Here is a 23,124-nt window from a genome sequence, read left to right as displayed (position 1 = left end):
CTCGAGGCCACAGTGCAGGTCACCGCCACGTCGGTGACATTCGCGCTGCCTATCGTGCCGCTGCCATTGCTGACGTTGCAGACCTGGCCCGCAGGCTGGGTGCCCACCGTGACCGCATAGCTGGCACCGCCAGTCAGGCCGGTCGGGAAGGTGAACGCACCATCGGCCGCGACCGGCAGCGACTGCGCGCCGGCATTGAGCGAGAGCACCAGGCCCGCGCCGGTGAGACCGCTGACGTTGCCGCCGACGGTGTAAGTCGGTATCGCCGCGCAGCTTACCGCCACGTTGGTGACATTCGCGCTGCCGATCGTGCCGCTGCCATTGCTGACGCTGCAGAGCTGACCTGCGGGCTGGGTGCCCACCGTGACCGCGTAGTTCGCACCGCCAAGCAGACCGGTCGGGAACGTGAACGCGCCATTGGCCGACACCGGCAAGGACTGCGCGCCCGCATTGAGCCAGAGCACGAGGCCCGCGCCCGTGAGGCCACTGACATTGCCGCCCACGGAGTAGGTGGCCGGGCCGCCCGTGCAGGTCACATCGACATTGTTTACCGAAGCGCCATCGAGCGTGCCGTGATAGTTCGCCACGCTGCAGGACTGGGTCGGGCCGGAAGGCTGGCCGACCACGCGCACGTGATACGGGCTGCCATCGACGAGTGGCGGGAAGCTGTAGGGCCCGTTGCTCGACATCGGCACCGGGCTGCCGCCGTTGATCTGCAGGCTCAGGCCCGAGCCGAGCAGACCGCTGATCGTGCCGCCTACCGTATAGGTTGCCGCCGGCGTAGTGACGCAACTCACGTTGATGTTGAGCACGTTGGCCGAAGCGATCGTGCCACTGCCATCGCTGACCGCGCAGATCTGGCCCGGCAGGATCGGTTGGTTGCCGATTGTCACCGCATAGACCGCGCCAGTGGCAAGCGCCATCGGAAATGCATAGGCACCATTGCTCGCGACCGCCATCGGGTTGCCGTTGAGCGTGAGGCTCAAACCGCTGCCGACAAGCCCGCTGACGCTTCCGCCAACCGTGTAGGTACCGGCCGCTGCGGGAATCGTGAAGTTCGCGTCGGAGATGTCGAAGAAGATGTTGCTCGCGCAGGTCACCGCGACGCGCCCGCGCGTGGTTGCGATCATCGGCATGCTGACGCTGGCGCTGCCCGAGTTGGCGACACCACTGGCCAGCACGTACGGGAAGGTGTAGCCGCCATCGGCCGACAGGCTGATGTCGACATTGGCGCAGCTGACCGGGGCGGCGGTGGTGTTGGCGACATCCCAGGTCACCGTCTGCGCACTGCCCTGCGGCCAGCTCACCGCAGTATTGGGCGCGGTCACCTTGAAAGGCCCGGCCGCGCTCACGACGCCCACCGAAATGTCGGCGCTCGAGGAAGTGCCGCGGCCGTTGTGCATGTCGCGCGCGGTGAGGCGGAACTTGAGCGTGCGCGTCGTCGTCGGCAGGGTTTCGCCCTTGAGCGCGGGGCCGCCAAGAACCGTGGACAGACTCGGGAACACGCGCGTGCCGCTGTAGGTCGGCGAGAACGCACGGAAGATCGGACTGCTGCCGTTGTCACCCGCGCTCAGCGGTGCGGCGGCGCCCAGATCCCATTCTTCCCACGAATAGCGCACCGCATCACCGCTGTCGGCGTCGCTGGCCGAGCCGGTCAGCATGAATGGCGTGCGTGACGGAATCGTGTAACCGCTGGGCAGGCTGCCGCTGTCGATCATCGGCAACTGGTTGGCATTGGCAGTGTTGACCGAACAGTTGCCGCCGCCATTGGTGTAGTTGGTGATTTCCTGCAGGCTGATCGCGTGGAAATACGGATCGGAGTTGGGCTGCAGGTCGTCGGCGCCACAGATGCCGGCATAGGCCATGATGGTCGAGCCACTGCCCGGCTCATAGGCGGTCGAGCCATTGCGGTTGCCACCCGAGCAATTGCCGATGGTGCCGTTGAACGGATGGTTGCCACCAAACTGGTGGCCCATCTCGTGGGCGACGTAGTCGACATAGAACGCATCACCGGTCGGATTGCCCATGCCGGTGGTGCCGCGCCCCTTCGATCCTGACTTGCACACCACGCCGAGGCCGGCGACCCCACCGCTGCCGGTGCTGAAGACATGGCCGATATCGTAATTGCCGACGCCGATCACGCCGCTGATCGTCGCAGTCGCGGAATTGAGGAAACTGCCGTCATTGGCAGTGAACGGATCGCCCGAGGCGCTCGCGTACATGAGCAGATCGTTGTTGGGCACCAGCACGAGCTGGATCGACATCTCGTACTCGTAGATCTGGGTAACGCGATTCACCGCGACGATCGTCGCGGCCAGTCCACCCTCGACGGTGCCACCGCCGACCGCGGCGATGTATTGATGGTTGGCGGCCACCGCCGCACGATAGACGCGGCGGGTCACGCCAGTCTGCGTCATCGGCTGCGTGGCGCCCATCGTCTGGGCGAACGAATCAAGGTCACTGCCCTGCGTCCCGCATTGCCCGAAGCTGCGCGCGCTCTCCGGCAAGGCAGAACGGCGGTAACTCAGATAATGCGATCCGCTGCCGAAGATTTCCGGACGAACCACCCAGGTTCCCGCAGCATCGAATACCATCGCCTGCAGGCCCAGAGGAGACACGTCAAGGCGCAGCATGCGTCCCTGCGCATCGCTGCCCTTGAAGCTGCGGATCTCAGGGTACTTGCGCTGGAGTTCTTCGGGCATCGTGCCCGAATCGACCACGAGAAAGTCGGCGAATCCGCCTTCAGGCTGCGGCAATTCGATCGATGCGGCGATGCCCTGCGCATGCGCCTGCTTGAGGTAATCCGCGACCTGCGCCAGATCGAGATCGAGCGCGCGGAATTGACTTGGCTGTGGCGCTTGTTTGGCAAGCCCACGCCCGGCGTCCTCTTGCCAGAACGAACGCGATGGGCCTGCCCATGCGTTGCTCACCCACAGCAGGCACATGGCGGTCATGACCGCCTTGAGAGACGGAGCGATCGATGGATTCATGGCAGGTATTCCTGAAGTGTGTCGTGCGAATCACCCCGAACCGTTCGCGCGGGGCAGCTTCGAAGCCGGCGACTTTAGCCGACGCGGCCATTGATGCGCCATTGATTTCGCTGCGTTTCAGCGGGCAGCGGACGGGTGCGGCAATATAAGTCGATCACCGCATCGCGCGACCTTCCAGCCCGCCTGCTCCATGGCAGCGGCCTCGCTTTCGCTGCCGTAGTGATAGAGGCGCAGGCGCTCGCGCCATTCCCGCGGATACTCGCGTTCGAGGTCGTCGGTGCCACTGTGCGAGGGATTTCCATGCAGGCCGCAATCGTGCGCGATCAGACTGGGCGCGACCGCATGATGGGCGAGCATTTCCGGAATCGGTCGTGTATCGCCCGTCCACGCGAATGAGCCTGAAAGCGCCAGGCCGAATGAGGTATTGGGTGCATGGTGGCGGGTCGGAAACACATCGAACCACAAACCTTCGTGCCAAAAACCACGTGAAACCGGCTGCAACTGGAAGGCCTGCCAGAAATTGACGCCACCTTCGGCGAGCGGTTCGGGGAAATCCGCCACGCGCGCCTGCAGCAAGGGCACCAATTGCGCATGCGCGTAGATGCGCGGCGCCTGGCGTTGCCCGCGCTCGAACCAGGCGCGATAGAACAGCCGCTCGAGCCCGGCGACATGGTCCATGTGGGTGTGGGTGATGAACAGCGCATCGGGCAAGGCTCGGTAGTGCGCCAGATACGCACTCAAGGCCTCGGCGCCGCAGTCGATCATCAGCAGCGGTTCACCATCACGTTCGAGCACGCCACTGGATGAACCCAGTTCGGGGGACTGCGCGCCGCCGACACCGAGAAAATGCAGGGACAGATTCATGCGGGCGCCTTGGGCGTGACCTCGGGTTGCGCCATCTGCGCGTGATACGCCGCCAGCAGCGGATGCCAGAAGCGCCGGTCGAATTCGCTGATGCGCCGCGCACCGAGCTTGTCGAGCGAGCGACGCAGGCGACCGAGGTTGGCACGTTGCCACGCCAGCCGCGGTGGGCGCAGGCGCCCTCGATCGAAGTCGATGAGCCAGACCTTGCCTTCAGCGCCGATCAGGATGTTGTGCGCATTGAGATCGGCATGCCAGACACCGTGCTGATGAAAGCGTGCGAGCGTCGTGCCGATGGACTGTGCCAAGTCGTCATCGATTGCATTGACAGCAAGCCGCTGCGCCAGCGTCTGCGCATGCTCGATGCGCCGCATCAGCAGGTCGGCACGATAGTGCAGCCCCTTGCGATCGATGCGGGCTGCCACCGGCGCTGGCACCGGCAGCCCTGCATCGATCAGCCGTGCAAGCAGATGGAATTCGCGGAATGCGCGGCTGCGTTCATTGCCGGACCACAGGTATGCGTCGCGACTCAAGCGTGCGATCAGCCCGCCGCGATGGTAGTGACGCAGGACACAGGCGCCGACCGGTGTATCGACCAACAGCACGCCGCCACGTCCGCCAGCACCATCGTGCGATGACGCCGACCAATGCGCGCGCTCCAGCCAAGTCGGCTCCGGCACGGGCACAAGTGCGGCATCGAAGATGAATGCGCCGGCTTGCGTGGATTGGACCTGCGCGTGGATCATTCGCTTTCACGTTGCGCGCCCACCGCGCGTATCTCTTCGCCGATGGTAGCAGGCATCGCATGACTCCACGCCCCGAGCAAAACTCGCCCCCCGCCTCGCTGTGCATCCTGCGCACCTCGGCGATTGGCGATGTCACCCACGTGGTGCCGCTGGTGCATACGCTGCAAGCGGCCTGGCCGCAGACGCGCCTGAGCTGGATCATCGGCAAGCTCGAACATCGTCTGCTGGGCGACTTGCCAGGCGTCGAGTTCATAGTCTTCGACAAGGGCAGCGGTCGTCACGGCCATCGCGAGATTCGCCGGCAATTGCAAGGACGGCGCTTCGACGTGCTCTTGCACATGCAGGTTGCGCTGCGTTCGAACCTGCTCAGCCTCGCGGTGAAGTCGCCGCTGCGCATCGGCTACGACCGCGCGCGATCGAAAGACCTGCACGGCCTGTTCGTCAACTGCCGGATCCCGGCGCGCGTCGGCGATCACGTGCTCGACGCCATGGGCAGCTTCGTCGAGCCGCTCGGACTCAAGCAAACAAGCGTGCGCTGGAATCTGCCAATCCCCGATGCCGCACGTGAATTCGCGCAGCACCATCTGCCCGGCGATGCGCCGACCCTGATCGTGTGCCCTGTGTCCAGCCATCGCCTGCGCAACTGGCGCCCCGAACGCTATGCCGCCGCGATCGACCATGCCGCGCTCAGGCTGGGCTGGCGGGTGGCCTTGTGCGGCGGCCCGAGCGCGTTCGAGCGCGAGTTCGGCGACGCCGTGCTCGCCCATGCGCAATCGCGCCCACTCGACCTGATCGGCAAGGACACGCTCAAGCAACTGCTCGCGCTGCTCGAACGCGCCACCCTCGTGCTGTGTCCGGATTCCGGTCCGATGCACATGGCCAACGCGGTCGGCACGCCCGTGCTCGGCCTGCACGCGGCAAGCAATCCCGCGCGTTCAGGACCGTATTCGGATCGGCAGTGGTGTGTGGATCGCTATGACGCCGCGGCACGCAAGTTTCGTGGCAAGCCGGCCGATGCGTTGGCCTGGGGCACGAAACTCGAGTATCCGGACGTGATGGACCTGATCCGCGTCGACGACGTGATCGAGCGGCTCGATCACTTCGCATCCGTTCACAAGCTCGCGGAACGCTGAGGGCCGACCAGACTGCGCCATCAGGCCCGGTAATCGGCGTAGGACTTTTCCTCGACCAGGGTCGAACCAAGCTTGCTGTTGATCGCACGCTTGATCGCCGCGCGCTCGTCGTTGCGGAAATAGACCGAGCGTGCAAGCTCGATGAACTGCGCGTCGAAGGCCTGTGCCTTTTCCTTGAGGCGAATCTCGTCCTCGATTTCCCACAGTGCTTCGTTGACCGCACGCAAGGCCGCACGCTCGGCCGCGATGTCGCCGCGCGAGGCGGGATGCGCGGCCCAGGTCGTGTTGAGCAGATCGAGTTCGGTGCGCACATTGGCGACCTTGGCCGCATCGCCGATGCGCTCGGCCTTGATCTCGAGGATCGTGATCTTGTCGATCAGTTCGCCGTAGGACACCGGCGTGGCAATCGTGCTCATCCGACAGACTCCGAAAATGCACAAGGGGCCGCGGGGCCCCTTGCTGCTGAAACTGGCGGAGAGCTTGGGATGCACTCGGCGCCTCCTGCGCCTCGCCCTGCGGGCGGCTCCGCCGTGCAAATCGGCTCCTGCCGATTTGTCGAACCCACGTACTTGCAAGAACCCAGGTTGGCGGAGAGGGTGGGATTCGAACCCACGTTACGGCATAACCGTAAACCGGATTTCGAATCCGGCGCATTCGACCACTCTGCCACCTCTCCACATTCTCGACCGGCAGCGCAGAGTGCAGCTCTTGCCGGCGCATTGTTCGCATCATCCCTGATGCTCACCCCTCGCTCGCGCTCGGGGCCAGCCCTGAGGGCTGTCCCAATTCGCTCCCGGCGAATTGGTCGACCACTCTGCCACCTCTCCACATTCTCGACCGGCAGCGCAGAGTGCAGCTCTTGCCGGCGCATTGTTCTTGAAACCATCCATCCATGGAGCGCTTCCCATTCGGCATCCTGCCTCATCCTCGCGCCGCGTACGGCGCTCGACCGGCAGCGCAAGGTGCAGCCGGTCGGGGCCGCGCATGATACGTGCCGCGCGGCGTGCAGACAACCTCCGTCTACAGATCGCGGGCCACGCGGAAGCCGACGCGGGCACTGCGGGCATCAGCGGGGGCCGAGGTACGGAACGCCGAGCGTACCTGCAAGGGGTCGCTGCCCCATGAGCCGCCGCGCACCACATGCCGCTCGCAGCCGGGATTGACCCAGGCCGAGCTGTCGCGCGGGGCGCGCGTGTAGTTGTCATGCCAACAGTCCTCGACCCACTCCGACAGATTGCCATCGAGATCAAACAAGCCGAAGGCATTGGCGGGATAGGTGCGGACCGGTGCCGGCCCCCAGTAGCCATCGCTGTAGCGCGGAAAGTAATGCGACCACGCACGCTTGTTCGGCGAGCGATCGCCCTCACCGGTGAGATTGGCGACGATCTTCTCGGGATTGCCATCGCCCCAGGGATAGCGCGTGGTCGAACCGGCGCGCTCGGCATACTCGAATTCGGCTTCGCTGGGCAGGCGGTAGTGCTTGCCGGTGCGTTCGGACAACCACTGCAAATAGGCGATCGCATCGTTCCACGACACGTTGACGACCGGCAAGTCACCGCGCGCCTTGCTGCCGTCGTAGGCATTGCGCCAGCTCATGCCGCGCCGATCGGCAATGCGTCCACTGCCTTCGTCGTAGATCGCCGCGTTGCCGCGACGTTCGGCGTCGGTGACGAAGCGCGTCGCGCCGACGAACTCGGCGAACTCGGCAACCGTGACCTCGCTCTGGCCAAGCGCGAAGCCGGTGTCGATGCGCACGCGGCGTTGCGGTTCTTCGTTGTCGAGATGCCCCTCTTCGTCCGCCGCCGAACCCATCACGAATTGCCCGGTCGGCACCACCACCACAGGCGGCGCATTGCCGGCCATGTCGGCGAAGGGATCGCGGATCACCTGGCCCGGCTTGTAGCTTGCGTACAAGCGCGCGTTGCGCAGCCGCTGTTCGAACCGATCGATGCCGGCCAGATCGGGACTCGTAGCCTGCGCCTTGCGCGCCAGCTGCTCGGCGAGATCGGCATTGCCGGCATCGAGCGCCGAGCGCGCTTGCGCGAGCATCGTCTGGGCACGTTGCCGGCGCAGATCATCGATCCGTGTATGGGTTTCCAGCATTGCCTGCGAACCGGGGCGAATCGAGACCGCGGCCGCAAGCGTGGCATCGGCACCGGCAAAATCATCCTGCGCTGCCTGCGCCAGGGCGCGGTCGAGATGAGGTCGTTCTATCGCCGCAAGGCCGGCATCGGCAAGACGGTTGCCCGGATCGAGCTTGAGCACCTGTCGATAGACGGCGAGCGCGTTTTCGCCCCCGCCCACGCCGCGCCCCTTCTTGACCAGTTCGGCGGCATGCGCGAGCAAGGGCAGCGTCTGCTGCAGACGTTCCACCCGCTCGCGCACGCTGGCGATTTCCCGGTCCGAGTGCGGAAGTTCGTCGTAGACCGACAGAAAGCGCTGCGCGGCCCGTTCATCACCGCGGCCAACCGCAGCGAGCGTCCAGTCGCGCATCGCACCACCGATGCGCTCCAGCGCGACATGCGCCTCGAGGTTCCCCGGCGCGGCAGCCAGCACCTGCTTGTACAGCGCGATCGCTTCGCTCGGCTCGAGCAGGGCGCCGGCACCTTCGGCCTTGCGTGCCTTCTTGAGCAAGGCGGCGACTTCCTTGCTCACCGGCGCCGGCGGACCCATGCGCACGGCATCGGCAAAGCTCGTGCCGACTTCGAGCTCGTTGCCCTCGCCCACTACGGGCGCCGCATCGCCCTGCACGGCGCTCCAATTGGCGGGGCGGCCCGCGCGCGAGGTTTCCACGCCCGCCACGCCCTGCGTGGCCGGCTCGAGTGGCTGCAAATGCAGCGCATCGGGGAAGAAGCGATACAACAGCGCGAAGCCGAGCAGGGCCAGCCCGGCGGCGCCGCCCCAGGTGTGCTGCTTGCGTGTGACTTCGGTCCGCGGCATCGTCAGGGGATTATCGACGCTCGCCGCGCCCGATTGAAGCCGCCGGCGCCGCCCATCAACGAGGAGTTCATCTTGGCCGACTGGATTGCGCGTGACGACGCGCTCACGCAGCTGCTCGCGAACGCACCGGACACTCTTGGACTCGACACCGAATTCATGCGCACCAACACCTGGCTGCCGCGTTTGGCCCTGGTGCAAGTCGAGGTCAGCGGGCGCATCGCCCTGCTCGATCCGACTGCGCCGCTCGATTCCGGCCCACTCGCCCGGCTGCTTGCCGACCCTGACCGCACCATCGTCATGCACAGCGCGAGCGAAGACCTCGAAGCGCTCGCGACCTGGTCGTGTTCGATCGCAACCTTGTTTGACACCCAGATCGCCGCGGCCTTCGCCGGCCTCGGGCCAGGGCTCGGTTACCAGAAGCTCGTCGCGCAGATTGCCGAAGTCGAACTGCCCAAGGGCGAGACACGCTCGGACTGGCTGCAACGCCCCTTGAGCGAGCGCCAGCTCGAATATGCCGCGCAGGATGTGGTCTACCTGCCGCATCTGCATCGTGAATTGTCCGCGCGTGTGGCTGCGCGTGGCTACAGCGCATGGCTTGCGGCCGACTGCGCGCGCATGCTCGAACGGGCCCGCAACCGCGAGCCCGATCCGCAACCCCAGCTTGCGCTGCGTGGCGCTGCCGGCTGGCCAAGCGCACAACAGGCTCTGTTGCGTCGGTTGTTGCGCTGGCGCGATGCCACCGCGCGCGCAATCGACCGCCCGCGTGGCTGGCTGCTCGATGACGCCCATGCGCTCGATCTGGCCGCGCGCCCGCCGCGGGAAGCGGAGGAACTGGCCGAGCGCACGCGCGGGCTGCGCGCCTTGCGTTCAGCGCAACGCGCCGATCTGCTCGAACAACTCAAGGCACCGCTCGGCGAGGCGGATCGCGATACGCAGCCGATTCCGCAGGCCCTGAGCAATCGCGACAAGCAGACGCTCGCATCAATGAAGGATGTGGTGCTCGAACGCGCACGCGAGCTGGACCTGCCTGAAGGCCTGCTGTGTGCGCGCCGGCACCTGGAAAGCCTGCTCGCCACACGCCGGTGGCCGAGTGCTCTCGATGGCTGGCGGCGCGAACACCTGCACGATGCGCTGCTCGCGCGCCTGCCCTCTTGACAGCCCCCGGTGGGCGACCGGCACACTCCAACCCATGAGCACACGCAGCGCCCCGATCCCGTCGAACGTCGCCAGCGCGACGACGACGAGCATCACGACGACGTGGACGACGACGTCCACGCCGCGTGGGTGCGAGTGCGCGAAGAGATCCTGATCGATCCGAACGCAAACCTCGGCCCCGCCCCGCACAGGGAACGGGCCAATCGCCCGCCCCATGCGAGACGGGGTCTCCACACGGAGACCCACGATGTCCGCCCCACCCCTGATTGAGTCCGACGGCGCGCCGCGCGTGCACAAGTTCGGCGGCTCCAGTCTCGCCGATGCCGAGTGCCTGCGCCGCGTCGCTGCGATCCTGCGCGCCGAAGCGGGCGAGCACGCACTCATCGTCGTCTCGGCGATGCGCGGTACCACCGATGCGCTGATTGCGCTTGCCGAGCACGCCACGCGCGCGCAGCCGAGCTGGCCTGCGGAACTTGCCGCGCTGCGCGATCGTCATCTGCGCTGCGCTGCCGAGCTGCTCGGCGACCAGGATCAGGACGGTGCAGCCTGGTTGTCCGAGCAATTCGCCGATCTGCACGAATGGCTTTCGGCGCTCGCGGTGTTGCGCACACCCAATCGCGAAGCCGCTGAATACGTGCAGGGGCTGGGCGAGGTGTGGTCGTCCTTCCTGCTGGCTCAATACCTGCGCGCACAGGGTCATGCCTGCGCACGACTGGATGCGCGCGAGGTGCTGGTGATCGAACACGGCGAACTCGGCGCCGCGGTTGTTTGGGACACGAGCCGCGCCAATTTCGTGAGTTGGCGCGCCGCCAACACGCAGCCCTGGTGCGTGGTCACGGGTTTCATCGCGCGCACGACCGATGGTCGCAATACCGTGCTCGGACGCAATGGCAGCGACTACTCGGCAGCGATCTTCGCAGCGCTTTCCGATGCCCGCGACCTGACCTTGTGGGGCGACACCGATGGCGTGCTCTCGGCTGACCCGCGTCTGGTGCCCGAGGCGGTGCCGCTGGCAAGCCTGAGCTACGACGAGGCCTGCGAGCTCGCCTACTTCGGTGCCAAGGTGATCCATCCGCAGACGCTGACCCCGGCGATCGCGCGCGGCTTGCCAGTGCGTATCCGCAACACCTTCGCGCCCGAGCATCCAGGCACCGCGATCGGCAAGTCCGGAGTCGATGCAGCCTCGCCGGTCAAGGGTCTGTCGGCAGTGAGCAATCTGGCTGTGCTCACCCTCGAAGGCGCCGGCATGATCGGCGTGCCCGGTACCGCCGAGCGCGCATTCGGCGCCCTGCACGATGCCGGCGTCTCGGTGGTGATGATCTCGCAAGGTTCGTCCGAACATTCGATCTGTTGCGTGGTGCGCGAGGGTGACGCGCAGCGCGGCTGCACGGCATTCGAGCGCGCCTTTGCCGGTGAGCTTGCGCGCGGTGCGATCGCGCGCATCACCACACAAGGCGGGATCAGCGTGCTGGCTGCAGTCGGCGATGGCATGACCGGTCAGCCCGGCGTCGCCGCGCGACTGTTCGGCGCATTGGCACGCAGCGGCGTCAACATTCGCGCAATCGCCCAAGGCGCTTCCGAACGCAACATTTCGGTTGCGGTCGCCAGCGAAGATGCCGCACGTGCGGTGCGCGCTGCGCATGCCGCATTCTGGCTGTCGCCGCAGACGATTTCGATCGGTGTGATCGGACCGGGCAAGGTCGGCCGCGCCCTGCTCGCCCAACTCGAAGCCGCACGCGCGCGCCTTTTGCACGATCGCCAACTCGATCTGCGCGTGCGCGCGGTGGCGACGAGCCAGCGCATGTGGCTTGGCGAAGCCGCGCAGGCGTCGAGCTGGCACGCCAACGCCAGTGAAGGCAGCGATCTGGATGCCTTCGCGCGCCACGTCAAGGCCGAACATCTGCCGCATGCACTCATCATCGATTGCAGCGCGAGCGACGACGTCGCCGAGCACTATGCCGCGTGGCTCGCTGCCGGCATCCACGTGGTCACGCCCAACAAGCATGCCGGCGCCGGTCCGCGTGAACGCTGGCAACGCATAGTTACAGCCTGCGGCCACGGCGCGCGCTTTCGTTACGAAGCCACGGTCGGCGCAGGGCTGCCGGTGATCTCGACCTTGCGCGATCTCCTCGACACCGGCGACGAACTGCTCGCCGTGGATGGCATCCTCTCGGGCACGCTGGCCTGGCTGTTCAATCGTTATGACGGCAAGGCCCCGTTCTCGGCGCTCGTGCGCGAGGCCCATGCGCTCGGCTACACCGAGCCCGATCCACGCGATGACCTGTCCGGCACCGACGTCGCGCGCAAACTGGTGATCCTTGCGCGCGAAGCCGGCGTGCTGCTCGACCTGGCCGACATCGAGGTCGAAAGCCTCGTGCCCGCCGCACTGCGTGAGAGCGATCCGCAGTCCTTCCTCGATGGTCTCGATGCCTTCGACGCTGCAATTGCGGCGCGTCACGCCCAGGCGTGCGCGAAAGGCGCGGTGTTGCGCTACGTGGCGCGACTCGACCGCAGCGGCAAGGCCAGCGTCGGTCCGGTCGAATTGCCGCAGGCGCATGCTTTCGCGCATCTGCGCCTCACCGACAACATCGTGCAATTTACCACTCGCCGCTATCACGACAACCCATTGGTCGTGCAGGGCCCGGGCGCTGGCCCCGAAGTCACTGCCGCGGGCGTATTCGCCGATCTCCTGCGCGTGGTCGGTTCATGAACACGCACCCTGTCCAAACCATCATCGACGCCGTTTCGAGGATCTTCGCGTGAAAACCACCGCTACCGCATTCGCCCCCGCCAGCGTCGGCAACGTCGGCATCGGCTTCGACATCCTCGGTCATTCCATCGCGGGTCCCGGCGATCATGTCAGCGTGCGCCGCATCGATGCCGACGAGGTTCGCATCACGGCAATTCGCGGTGCGGCGATCCCCTTGCCCGAGGATCCACGCCGCAACACGGCCGGCGCGGCCTTGATCGCGATGCGTGCCGCGCTCGGCCTGCGCTTCGGTTTCGAGATCGAAATCGACAAGGGCATCGCCTTCGGTTCGGGCATGGGTGGCTCGGCCGCCTCCGCGGTCGCCGCGGTGGTGGCCGCCAATGCCCTGCTCGATGCACCCTTGCCGCCCGCTGCGCTGTATCCGTTCGCGCTCGACGGCGAGGCGGTCGCCAGCGATTCCCATCACGGCGACAACGTGGGGCCGATGCTCCTCGGCGGCCTCGTGCTCGCCACCGCCGATCGCCTCGTGCCGATTCCGGTACCCGCGCAACTGCACTGCGCGCTGGTGCATCCGCAGGCCACGCTCGAAACCAGACATGCGCGTGCCGCGCTTGCCGGCGCTTATGCACTGCGCGAATTCGTTCAGCAGAGCGCCAACCTCGCGCTCGTGCTCGCCGGCTGCCACGCAGATGATCTCGAACTGATCCGCGCAGGCTTGTCCGACGTGCTGGTCGAGCCGCGGCGTGCGCCACTGATTTCGGGCTACGCTGCAGTCAAGGCCGCGGCGCTCGAAGCCGGCGCATTGGGCGCGAGCATTTCCGGCGCCGGCCCGAGCCTGTTTGCCTGGTGCGATGGCGAGCTGGCCGCGCAGCGATGTGCGCAGGCAATGCGCGAAGCGTTTGCGCGCAGCGGACTGGACAGTGAATCATGGGTGTCGCCCGTGGCCGGGCCCGCCGCGAAGGTGGTCGCATGAAGTATCTGAGCACCCGCGGCCAATGCGCCGCCGTCGGCATCGACACCGCGCTCGCCGCCGGACTTGCGCCCGATGGCGGGCTCTACGTGCCGGAAAGCCTGCCGCAACTGTCGGCTGCGGACTTCGCCGGCCTCGTCAACCTGCCCGAGATCGCCGCACGCCTGCTGCAGCCCTTCTTCGTTGACAGTGCCTTGCAACCGGAACTGCCGACGCTCTGCAAGGAAGCCTTCGACTTTCCCGCGCCACTGCGCGAACTGGATGCGCAGACCGCCCTGCTCGAACTCTTTCACGGCCCGACCGCCGCGTTCAAGGATTTTGCCGCGCGGTTTCTCGCCGCTTGTCTCGCGCGCTTGCGCGCCGCCGATGCGCCCGTCACCACGGTGCTGGTCGCCACCTCAGGCGATACCGGCGCGGCGGTCGCCGCGGCCTTCCATCGTCGGCCCGGCTTTCGCGTCGTCGTGCTGTATCCCGATGGGCGCGTGTCGCCACGCCAGGCGCATCAACTGGGCTGCTTCGGTGACAACGCGCTGGCATTGCGTGTTGCCGGGTCGTTCGATGACTGTCAAGCGCTGGTCAAACGCGCGCTCAATGACCTGGACCTGCGACAACGCTGCGCCCTGACCTCGGCCAACAGCATCAGCCTCGGTCGCTGGTTGCCGCAGATGGGCTACTACGCCGCGAGCGCACTCGCCCACCAGCGCGTCCACCGCGAGCCACTCGACTTCATTGTCCCCACCGGCAACCTCGGCAATGCCCTCGCGGCCGTGCTCGCCAAGGCCTGCGGCATGCCGATCGGCGACATCGTGCTTGCCAGCAATGCCAATCGCGTGTTGCCCGAGTTCTTCGCCAACGGCCAGTACACGCCGCGCGCGAGCATCGCCACGCTCGCCAATGCGATGGACGTGGGCAGCCCGAGCAACTTCGAACGCCTGCGCTGGCTCTATCCCGACTTCAAGGACCTGCCGGCCTGGCTGCATGCCGACGCAGTCGACGATGACGCCATCCGCGCAACGATCCGCGCGACCTGGGCCGCGCGCGGCATTGCCGTGTGTCCGCATACCGCGACCGCGCTGTGCGTTGCCGAGCGTCTGCGCGCACAGGGCAACACACACCCGATGGCTATCGTCGCCACCGCGCATCCGGCCAAGTTCGAGCAGATCGTCGAGCCCTTGATCGACAGCGCGCTCGATGTGCCAGCCGCACTCGCGGCCCTGCTGGCCCGCCCTGCCCATGCCACACCGATCGCCGCGGATTTCAATGAGCTCGTGCGCGTCCTGCACACTGCGCAGGACTGACCAGCCTTCTGGCCTTGCGTGGTGGCGGTCGCGCCGGACCACGCGCCGGGCAGCACGCACAGCGCATTCCAATCCGGCACTGAGCCTGGCGAGCTCCAAGTCGGGGCATGCGGCGGTCGATTTGAAGTGTGTGGCGACGAGCCGCTCTCGGGCGCGAGTGACGGTGCGCAAACCCCGACCGACCGATTGCCTTCGAGATGGCCCGCAGATCGTCGAGCGCACGAAGGGGATCGATATCGAGGGACACGAGCATCCGCCAAGGATGCCCAGACCACGACCCGCTTCAGGCTCATGTGTCATTGGAAGCGGCCCGCACTTGGCGACTTGGCTGTCACACGTTATGATGCGCGCCCTTTCGCGGTTCCCAGACCCGAAGATCATGTGGGGCCATAGCTCAGCTGGGAGAGCGCGTCGTTCGCAATGACGAGGTCGGGAGTTCGATCCTCCCTGGCTCCACCAAACACCAAACGGCCACCCTAGCGGTGGCCGTTTTGCGTTTGGCGCGGGTGGTGTGGATGCGAAGCCCAGCGCACGCGCAGCGTGCCGCGGGTTCACTGCGCAGGCAGGACGCCGCAGCGGACAGCGCCGAAGGCGCTGGCCCCCGCGCAAGCCCGCGGGCGAGGATCGGGATGGTCCGAGCCATTCCTGCCGCCTCCACCAAACACCAAACGGCCACCGGAGCCGTTCTTATTGCACGGACGGATGTCGAAGAAGCAGCGTATCGCGTCGATTCAGGGGGGGGCGTCTGTAGCTGGCTTGAAGGGCAATGTCGGCTGGGCGGGATGCTGAAATGGGTGGGCAGACACTCTATGCCACTTAGTGGCACAATGAACCCGATGACGCGAGTATTCAAGACCCGCTCCTTCCAGCGATGGATGCGCAAGACGGAGCTTACCGATGCCGTCCTGTGCAAGGCCGTTCAGGAGATGGCAGCTGGCCTGATCGACGCTGACCTCGGCGGCAGCGTGGTGAAAAAACGCGTTGGTTTGGCGGGGCGCGGCAAGCGTGGCGGTGTGCGGACGCTGGTTGCCACCAACAAGGAAAACCGCTGGTTCTTCGTGTTCGGCTTCGAGAAGAACGAGCGGGCGAACATCAGCGACGAGGAGCTCGAAGGCTTGCAGCTCATCGCTGCCGACCTGCTGGCTCGAACAGGCCCGCAACTGGATGAAGCCGTTGCCGACGGCGCTTTGCAGGAGATTTGTCAATGACCACCAAGACCAAGAGCCGAATCCTCGAAGCCGTTCACGAATCAGCCAGCGATCTGCATCGCCTGGGATTCATCGACAAGCGCAAGATGCAGAAATACGACGCACTGTGCCTGGAGCCGGTGCAGGACTACGACGCCACGAAGGTCAAGGCGTTGCGCGAGAGGCTGCACCTGAGTCAGGCCGCGCTGGCCAGCGTGCTGAACACCAGCACGTCCACTGTCCGCAAGTGGGAGGTGGGCGACAAACGCCCCAGCGGGCCGTCGCAGAAGCTGCTGGACATCCTCGAGCGCAAGGGGCTTGAAGCCGTCCTTTGAGGCAGCCCCGCTCATTGCCGCTTGCGCCCGCTACGTTGCCATTTCAAGTGACAAAGACGGAATTGAACCCGTCAACCATCCGCCGCCATGCACAAGGGTCCGGATGCTCTCCGGGCCCTTCTTCTTGCCCGAAATCCTCGCGCTGTGCGGGGTTCCGGCCATCTGTGCTGCGGAGACATCCGCGAGCTGACGCCGTGCGTCTGGCGCAGGCCCCACGACCCGCTTGGATCTGCCGCATCAAGCCTGCGCGCAAATCCGCAGAAAGGTTTCGCGCCGCCAGTCAGAGCGGATGCACGGATGCAATGGCCCGGCCTTCCCCGCTCAGTTGCGCAAATCCGCGCTCCGGATGAACGCGAGCAGCCGCGCCTCGTCCCAGACCTCCACGCCCAGTTCGCGTGCCTTGTCGAGCTTGGAACCGGCTTCGCTGCCGGCGACGACGAAGCTCGTCTTCTTCGACACGCTGCCGGCCACCTTGGCGCCAAGCGCTTCGAGGCGGGCCTTTGCGTCATCGCGCGTGAGGCTTGCGAGGCTGCCGGTCAGGACGACGGTCTGCCCTTCCAGCGGCAGGCTGATGTCGCATTCTGCCGTGTCGACCAGCGCCTCACGCAGTTCGTGCAGCGATTGGACGCAACGGCGCAGCAGGGTGGCCTGCGCGGCCTGTTCGCGCCAGCTGGAGAAATTGGCCGCCACATCGTCTGGCAGACCGGCGGCAACGAGCTGCGCGTGCTGCGCGCCGAGCAGCGCTTCGACCTGCGGGAATGCCGCGGCCAGCATTTGTGCACGCCTTTCACTGAAGCCGGGCACGCCGAGAGCGGCGAGCACATTGGCGAGCCCAAGGCTGGCACGCAGCTTCGATGAGGGCGCATGCTCGTCGCTGATCGCGACCCCGCCTGCGAGCAAGTCGTCGATCACGCGCTGGTTGCCGGCCTGGGAGAAAAATGAATCGATCGCGTGGGCGACTTCGTCACCGATATCGGGCACGAGCTTGAGCAAGGGCCAGGGCAGATGCCGGATTCGTTCCAGACTGCCGAACCACAGCGCAAGTGCCTTGGCCGTGCCCTCACCCACATGGCCGATGCCCAGCGCAAACAGCAGACGCGCGAGCGTGGTGCGGCGGCTGTGGTCGATCGCGGTGATGAGGTTTTCGGCCCATTTGCTTGCAACCTTGCCCGCCTTGACCGTCTCGGGCGTGGTGCCATCCCGCTCGTCGGCACGCCGCTTCATCTCGAGCAGATCATCGAGCGTGAGCCGATAGAGATCGGCGACCGAGCGCAGATAGCCGAATTCGGCAAGGTCCTCGACGTAACGCTCACCCAGACCATCGATATCCATCGCGCGCCGCGAAGCGAAGTGCAGCAGGGCTTGCGCGCGTTGCGCGGCGCAGGTGAGCTCACCACTGCAGCGCGCCACCACTTCGCCCGCCTCGCGCACGATCGCCGAGCCGCAGATCGGGCAGACCGCGGGCATCTGCCAGGGCTGGGCGTGCGCGGGTCGCAATTCGGTCACCACGCGCACGACTTCTGGAATGACGTCGCCCGCGCGGCGCACGATCACGGTATCACCGATGCGCACGTCGAGCCGTGCAACCTGATCGGCGTTGTGCAGGGTCGCATTGGTCACGGTCACGCCACCGACCGACACCGGCGCCAAGCGTGCGGTCGGCGTCGCTGCGCCGGTGCGGCCGATCTGCACGTCGATGGCTTCCACCCGTGTCTGCTGCTCCTGCGCAGGAAACTTGTGCGCAATGGCCCAGCGCGGCGTACGCCCGACGAAGCCGATCTCGCGCTGGGCGACAAGATCGTCAAGCTTGTAGACCACACCGTCGATGTCGAAAGGCAGGGTGTCGCGTTGGGCGCCGATGCGGTTGAAGTAGGCCAGACAACCGCGCGCACCCTGCGCGCGATCGACCAGCGAGCTCACCGGAAAACCCCACTGACGCAGGCGCTGCAAGGTCGCCGCATGTGAAGTCGGCAAGTCGCCGCCCTCGACCACGCCGAGTGCGTACGCGTAGAACGCCAGGGGTCGCTGCGCGGTGATGCGTGGATCGAGTTGCCGCAGACTGCCGGCGGCGCCATTGCGAGGATTGGCGAGCGGCTTGATCTTGCCTGCCGATGCCAACGCCTTGGCATTCCAGGCCGCGAAACCCGCGCGCGGCATGTAGACCTCGCCGCGCACTTCCAATACCCGCGGCCAGTCACTGCCGCGCAGTCGCAGCGGAATCGCGCGGATCGTGCGCAGGTTCGCGCTCACATCCTCGCCGCGTTCACCATCGCCGCGAGTAGCGCCTTGCACGAACACGCCCTGCTCGTAGCGCAGGCTGATCGCAAGCCCGTCGAATTTTGGCTCAACCGAAAACAGCGGCTCGGCCATGCCCAGCCACTCGCCCACCTTGCGCACGAAGTCCTCGACTTCCTCGGCGCTGAAGGCGTTGGCGAGCGACAGCATCGGCACGGCATGGATCACTTCGGCAAATTCGCGCGAGGGCGCCGCACCGACGCGACGCGTGGGCGAGTCTGCGCTGGCCAATTCGGGATGCGCCGCTTCGATGGCCTCGAGCTCGCGCATCAGCCGGTCGTACTCGGCGTCGCTGATGTCGGGGTCGTCGAGCACGTGGTAGCGGTGGTTGGCGTCTTCGATGCGCGCGCGCAGCGCGGCGGCCTGTTCGGCGACGGGAATGGTGCGATTCATGATCAAAGTGTAGCCGGCTTGCCGCGAGCTGGCGGACAGGGCAATCTGCCGCGTGGCACACGGCATTCCGACCGCGAGGGCATGCACATGGCAAGCAAGGGCTGGGCAGCATTTCCGCATCCGAACAAGGCGTTCGACTATGCCGGCGACAAACTCGCCAAGGCCTGGAAGGATCTGCATGCGGGCGATCAGGAGCCGTTTCCCGACGACAAGCATGTCGCAGCTTTGCTCAAGGTCAACCCGAAGCTCGGCAAGGACGCGGGCGCGATCGCGCAGCAGTTGCAGGATGCCTGGCGGGCGTTTCATCGCGGCGATTTCCACGATGCCTTTGAACAGGGCGTGGCGCTCAAGGCACTCGGCGCCTCGGTCGCGATCAAGGCGGGCGGTATCCATGCCACCTATCTGCTCGACGGCGACAAGGCCAAGACCACGCGCTACGAAGCCTTGATCGCACTCGCCGAAGACGCGATCGCAGCCCTGCCCAAGCAGGCCAACAGCCACTATCGCCACGCCTTCGCGGTCGGCCGCCTGAGCCAGACGATTTCGATCACCAAGGCGCTCGCGCAGGGTCTTGCCGGCAAGGTGCGGCAATCACTCGATGCCACGCTCGAACTCGCGCCCAAGCATGCCGAAGCCGAGACTGCGCTCGGGCTTTACCACGCCGAGATCGTCGGCAAGGTCGGCGGCATGCTCGCCAAGCTCACCTATGGCGCAAGCGCCGGCGAATCCGAAAAGCACCTCAAGCAGGCGCTCAAGCTCACGCCCGCCTCGCCGATCGCATGGATCGAGTACGGCAACGGGCTGATGCTGCTGCATGGGGACAAGCGCGAGGACGAAGTCGCCGAAGCCTGGGACAAGGCCGCCAAGCTCAAACCGCGCGATGCGATGGAAGCGCTCGATGCGGGCTGGGCGAAGGAACAACTCGAATAGGCGCGCGTGATCCGCGGCCTTCGCCTCAGCGTCGGCTGCGGAAGAACTCGCGCAGCATCTCTCCGGCTTCGTCCGCGAGCAGCCCGCCTTCGACTGCGATACGGTGGTTGTGGCGATCACTGACCAAGGTGTCGAACACGCTGCCCGCCGCGCCGGTCTTGGGGTCACTCGCGGCAAAAACCACACGCGCCACGCGTGCATGCACCAGCGCACCCGCGCACATCACGCAAGGTTCGAGTGTCACGTACAGCGTGGCACCGGGCAGGCGGTAATTGCCCAGGCGCCGACCTGCATCGCGCATGGCTTCGATTTCGGCATGCGCGCTCGGGTCATTCGCGCCGATCATGCGGTTGCGCCCTTCGCCGACAATCTTCCCATCGAGCACGATCACCGCACCGACCGGCACCTCGGCATCCAGCGCCGCCGCCTCCCGCGCGAGCACGAGCGCACGGCGCATCCAGGCTTCATCGGTGTTCGCGTTCATGGGCCAGTCGTCGTCGAAAGTGCCAAGCTTGGATGATCCCGGGGCAGAACGCGATGCCTGCACTGGGCAGCGCATCGCCTCCTTGGTTCAGGGCCCGCAAATCCGCTGCGCGTCGTCCGCTCCGGAAAACATGCCAGGCACGCCTGGAGATTCCTGCCTTGTCGCATCAGGGCGGTAGCTGGCGTAGTACTTTTGCCGCAGCGCTTCGGCTTCGGCGCGGACAGCCGCGAGATCGATTTCCTGGCCGGGCTCTGGCGCAGGCACGGTCGATTTCATTTCGGGCCGCCCCGGATGCAGCAGGGTGGCAAGTTCGCGATAGACGAAATAGCGATGCGCATCAGGCAGGCGCAGGGGTACGCGCCCAGTGTGAATAACGGCATCGCGTGGTTGGTAGACGCCCGCCAGTACGTCCGGCGCATCCGGATCGCCCGCCTCCAGAGCCTGTTCCAGATAGTCGAGGGCGACCGCGCGGTAGCCTTGCCATGCATCAAGATCGGCGAGGAAATCCACGCGATCCAGTGCGGGGTCGGCGGCGTACCACAAACGCATGCGCGTACTGCCGCGTTCGGCGGCAATGCGCTGGTACACGATCGCTTCACGCATGTCCTTTTCGCCGATGCCTTCGCACAAGGCGACTGCACTTGCTGCTGCGTTATCCATCGATGCGAGCATGGAAACCGTGTCATCGGAAACGGTCTGCCCCGAGCGTGCGAGCGCCTGCTGCAACATGGCCGAGCTTGCCTTGGATGCCAGACTCGAGCGGCAACGCATCAGGTCGGCGCCGAGCCGGCAGGCAGCACGCGCGTCGCCCCGGCGCGCACGCGCGGCCAGCTCATCCTTGATTTGCGCCAGTGGCTCGCCCATCGCAGGCAAGGGTGCCTCAGCCGGCACTGAAAGCGCGGTCGAGTCCCTGGGCGAAGATTCCCGCCTCGACTCCGATGTGGTTCCGACAGCTCGAGGATTGGCCACTTCATGCTGTACCGAGCCGACACCCTGCACCGTCGCCGGCAGCGACGCGGACTCACGCCCCAACCAATACGACGCTGCGGCCAGCCCAAGCAGCACCAGGGCATACGCCCATGCACGCGTGCGCATCATTCCCACTCGATTGTCGCGGGCGGTTTGCCGGAGATGTCGTAGACCACGCGCGATACGCCACGCAGTTCGTTGATGATGCGGTTGCTGACTGCGCCGAGGAAGTCGTAGGGCAGATGCGCCCAGTGCGCGGTCATGAAGTCGATGGTCTCCACGGCGCGCAGCGCGATCACCCACTCATAGGCTCGCGCGTCGCCGACCACCCCAACGGATTTCACCGGCAGGAACACCGCGAAGGCTTGCGAAGTCTTGTCGTAGAGGTCCGCCTTGCGCAGTTCCTCGATGAAGATCGCATCCGCGCGCGCGAGCAGATCGGCATATTCACGCCTGACCTCGCCGAGGATGCGCACACCCAGGCCCGGGCCGGGAAACGGATGGCGGTAGACCATCGCATGCGGCAGTCCCAGTTCGACGCCGATGCGACGCACCTCATCCTTGAACAGTTCGCGCAGCGGTTCGACCAGGCCGAGCTTCATGTGCTCGGGCAGGCCGCCGACGTTGTGGTGACTCTTGATGACGTGCGCCTTGCCGGTCTTGCTGCCGGCCGATTCGATCACGTCGGGATAGATCGTGCCCTGCGCCAGCCATTTGGCGTTCTTCAGCCTGGCCGATTCCTCGTCGAAGATTTCGACGAACAACTTGCCGATGATCTTGCGCTTGGCCTCTGGATCGCCGACGCCTTCGAGCGCGGCGAAATAGCGATCCGCCGCATTGACGCGGATCACCTTGACGCCCATGTGCTGCGCCATCGTCGCCATCACCTGATCGCCTTCCTTGAAGCGCAGCAGGCCGGTATCGACGAACACGCAGGTGAGCTGACTGCCGATAGCGCGATGCAGGAGGGCGGCGACAACCGAGGAATCCACGCCACCGGAGAGTCCGAGAATGACTTCGTCGCTGCCGACCTGAGCCTGCACGCGCGCGATCTGATCCTCGATGATCCGCGCCGGCGTCCACAAGGTGGCGCAACCGCAGATTTCGACGACGAAGCGACGCAGCAGCGCCTCTCCCGCGGCGGTGTGCGTGACTTCGGGGTGGAACTGCACGCCGTAGATCCGCTTTGCATCATCGGAAAACGCAGCGATTCCGAGCCGATCGGTGCGGGCGGTGATGGTGAAACCCGGTGGCGCCCGCGACACATGGTCACCATGGCTCATCCACACTTCACGCAACGCAGGCGTGGTCGCGACCGGCGCCAGCAAGGCATCGCTGGCGATCACGTCGATCGTGGCATGGCCGAACTCGCGCTGATTGCCGGCCTCGGTAGCGCCGCCGAGCTGCACGGCCAGCGTCTGCATGCCATAGCAGATGCCAAGTATGGGCACGCCGGCAGTGAAGACCTCGCGCGGCGCGGATGGACAATCGGGCCGGGTGGTCGATTCCGGCCCGCCGGAGAGAACAATACCCTTGGCACCCCATGCGGAGATCTCGGCCGGATCGTGGTCCCAAGCCCAGATTTCACAGTAGATGCCGATCTCGCGAATGCGTCGCGCGATCAACTGCGTGTACTGCGCGCCGAAATCGAGGATGAGAATCTTGTCTTGATGCAAATCTTGCATGTCGATTGGTTCGGCTCGGTGATGCTTCGGAAAATCACGGGAA

Annotated in this window: 17 protein-coding genes and 2 tRNA genes; 9 read left to right on the top strand and 10 right to left on the bottom strand. The window is 66.0% G+C overall.

The annotated features are described in order from the left end of the window. The 3 genes from KF759_RS02390 to KF759_RS02380 all read right to left on the bottom strand — a co-directional run. Window positions 1–2,990 (bottom strand): reprolysin-like metallopeptidase (locus KF759_RS02390; protein ID WP_291222803.1); only part of this gene is annotated, 2,990 nt, incomplete at its 3' end. 117 nt (window positions 2,991–3,107) lie between these two features. After that, entirely contained in the window at window positions 3,108–3,854 is a 747-nt protein-coding gene (locus KF759_RS02385; protein ID WP_291222802.1) for an MBL fold metallo-hydrolase, read from the bottom strand. Further along, window positions 3,851–4,597, bottom strand: coding sequence for a 3-deoxy-D-manno-octulosonic acid kinase (locus tag KF759_RS02380; protein WP_291222801.1), 747 nt, complete (start codon window positions 4,595–4,597; stop codon window positions 3,851–3,853). The genes KF759_RS02385 and KF759_RS02380 overlap by 4 nt, the downstream gene beginning before the upstream one ends. Before the next feature lie 59 nt (window positions 4,598–4,656). On the opposite strand from KF759_RS02380, the gene KF759_RS02375 reads away from it, so the two are divergent. Then, window positions 4,657–5,730, top strand: coding sequence for a glycosyltransferase family 9 protein (locus KF759_RS02375; RefSeq protein ID WP_291222800.1), 1,074 nt, complete (start codon window positions 4,657–4,659; stop codon window positions 5,728–5,730). A 20-nt stretch (window positions 5,731–5,750) separates the two neighbouring features. Here the strand turns inward: KF759_RS02375 and KF759_RS02370 are convergent, their stop codons facing one another. The 3 genes from KF759_RS02370 to KF759_RS02360 all read right to left on the bottom strand — a co-directional run bounded on the left by KF759_RS02370 (window position 5,751) and on the right by KF759_RS02360 (window position 8,670). Beyond that, entirely contained in the window at window positions 5,751–6,146 is a 396-nt protein-coding gene (locus KF759_RS02370; RefSeq protein ID WP_291222799.1) for a DUF6165 family protein, read from the bottom strand. Window positions 6,147–6,315: 169 nt separating this feature from the next. Beyond that, a tRNA-Ser gene (locus KF759_RS02365) sits at window positions 6,316–6,406 on the bottom strand. A gap of 344 nt (window positions 6,407–6,750) precedes the next feature. Beyond that, on the bottom strand, window positions 6,751–8,670 hold the full coding sequence (locus tag KF759_RS02360) for an SUMF1/EgtB/PvdO family nonheme iron enzyme (protein WP_291222798.1): 1,920 nt from the start codon (window positions 8,668–8,670) through the stop codon (window positions 6,751–6,753). Between the two features lie 72 nt (window positions 8,671–8,742). On the opposite strand from KF759_RS02360, the gene rnd reads away from it, so the two are divergent. The 7 genes from rnd to KF759_RS02325 all read left to right on the top strand — a co-directional run bounded on the left by rnd (window position 8,743) and on the right by KF759_RS02325 (window position 16,325). Further along, window positions 8,743–9,825: a ribonuclease D gene (rnd, locus tag KF759_RS02355; RefSeq protein ID WP_291222797.1), complete on the top strand. Its 1,083-nt coding sequence runs from the start codon at window positions 8,743–8,745 to the stop codon at window positions 9,823–9,825. Window positions 9,826–10,072: 247 nt separating this feature from the next. Next, a complete protein-coding gene (thrA, locus tag KF759_RS02350; protein ID WP_291222796.1) occupies window positions 10,073–12,535 on the top strand; it encodes a bifunctional aspartate kinase/homoserine dehydrogenase I in 2,463 nt (820 codons plus the stop codon). Between the two features lie 49 nt (window positions 12,536–12,584). Then, window positions 12,585–13,508 carry a homoserine kinase gene (locus tag KF759_RS02345; RefSeq protein ID WP_291222795.1) on the top strand — a complete coding sequence of 308 codons (924 nt, stop codon included), beginning with the start codon at window positions 12,585–12,587 and terminating at the stop codon, window positions 13,506–13,508. Next, window positions 13,505–14,803, top strand: coding sequence for a threonine synthase (gene thrC / locus KF759_RS02340; protein WP_291222794.1), 1,299 nt, complete (start codon window positions 13,505–13,507; stop codon window positions 14,801–14,803). The genes KF759_RS02345 and thrC overlap by 4 nt, the downstream gene beginning before the upstream one ends. Before the next feature lie 383 nt (window positions 14,804–15,186). After that, window positions 15,187–15,262: transfer RNA gene (locus tag KF759_RS02335), tRNA-Ala, on the top strand. A gap of 377 nt (window positions 15,263–15,639) precedes the next feature. Continuing rightward, window positions 15,640–16,011 carry a type II toxin-antitoxin system RelE/ParE family toxin gene (locus KF759_RS02330; RefSeq protein WP_291222793.1) on the top strand — a complete coding sequence of 124 codons (372 nt, stop codon included), beginning with the start codon at window positions 15,640–15,642 and terminating at the stop codon, window positions 16,009–16,011. After that, window positions 16,008–16,325 (top strand): DNA-binding transcriptional regulator, encoded by a 318-nt coding sequence (locus KF759_RS02325; RefSeq protein ID WP_291222792.1) that lies wholly within the window; start codon window positions 16,008–16,010, stop codon window positions 16,323–16,325. Before KF759_RS02330 ends, KF759_RS02325 begins: the two co-directional genes overlap by 4 nt. 321 nt (window positions 16,326–16,646) lie before the next feature. Here the strand turns inward: KF759_RS02325 and ligA are convergent, their stop codons facing one another. Then, a complete protein-coding gene (gene ligA, locus KF759_RS02320; RefSeq protein ID WP_291222791.1) occupies window positions 16,647–19,013 on the bottom strand; it encodes an NAD-dependent DNA ligase LigA in 2,367 nt (788 codons plus the stop codon). Between the two features lie 87 nt (window positions 19,014–19,100). On the opposite strand from ligA, the gene KF759_RS02315 reads away from it, so the two are divergent. Then, on the top strand, window positions 19,101–19,943 hold the full coding sequence (locus KF759_RS02315; RefSeq protein WP_291222790.1) for a hypothetical protein: 843 nt from the start codon (window positions 19,101–19,103) through the stop codon (window positions 19,941–19,943). Between the two features lie 25 nt (window positions 19,944–19,968). Here the strand turns inward: KF759_RS02315 and tadA are convergent, their stop codons facing one another. The 3 genes from tadA to guaA all read right to left on the bottom strand — a co-directional run bounded on the left by tadA (window position 19,969) and on the right by guaA (window position 23,081). Continuing rightward, window positions 19,969–20,427 (bottom strand): tRNA adenosine(34) deaminase TadA, encoded by a 459-nt coding sequence (gene tadA, locus KF759_RS02310; protein ID WP_291222789.1) that lies wholly within the window; start codon window positions 20,425–20,427, stop codon window positions 19,969–19,971. Between the two features lie 87 nt (window positions 20,428–20,514). Continuing rightward, window positions 20,515–21,291 carry a hypothetical protein gene (locus KF759_RS02305; protein WP_291222788.1) on the bottom strand — a complete coding sequence of 259 codons (777 nt, stop codon included), beginning with the start codon at window positions 21,289–21,291 and terminating at the stop codon, window positions 20,515–20,517. A gap of 230 nt (window positions 21,292–21,521) precedes the next feature. Next, the gene (guaA, locus tag KF759_RS02300) at window positions 21,522–23,081 is read right to left on the bottom strand and encodes a glutamine-hydrolyzing GMP synthase (protein ID WP_291222787.1); all 1,560 of its coding nucleotides are present in this window, start codon (window positions 23,079–23,081) and stop codon (window positions 21,522–21,524) included. Between the last annotated feature and the right edge of the window lie 43 nt (window positions 23,082–23,124).

The organism is Dokdonella sp. (genome assembly GCF_019634815.1).
Taxonomy (GTDB): Bacteria; Pseudomonadota; Gammaproteobacteria; order Xanthomonadales; family Rhodanobacteraceae; genus Dokdonella_A.
This window is presented reverse-complemented; position numbering and strand designations above follow the sequence as displayed.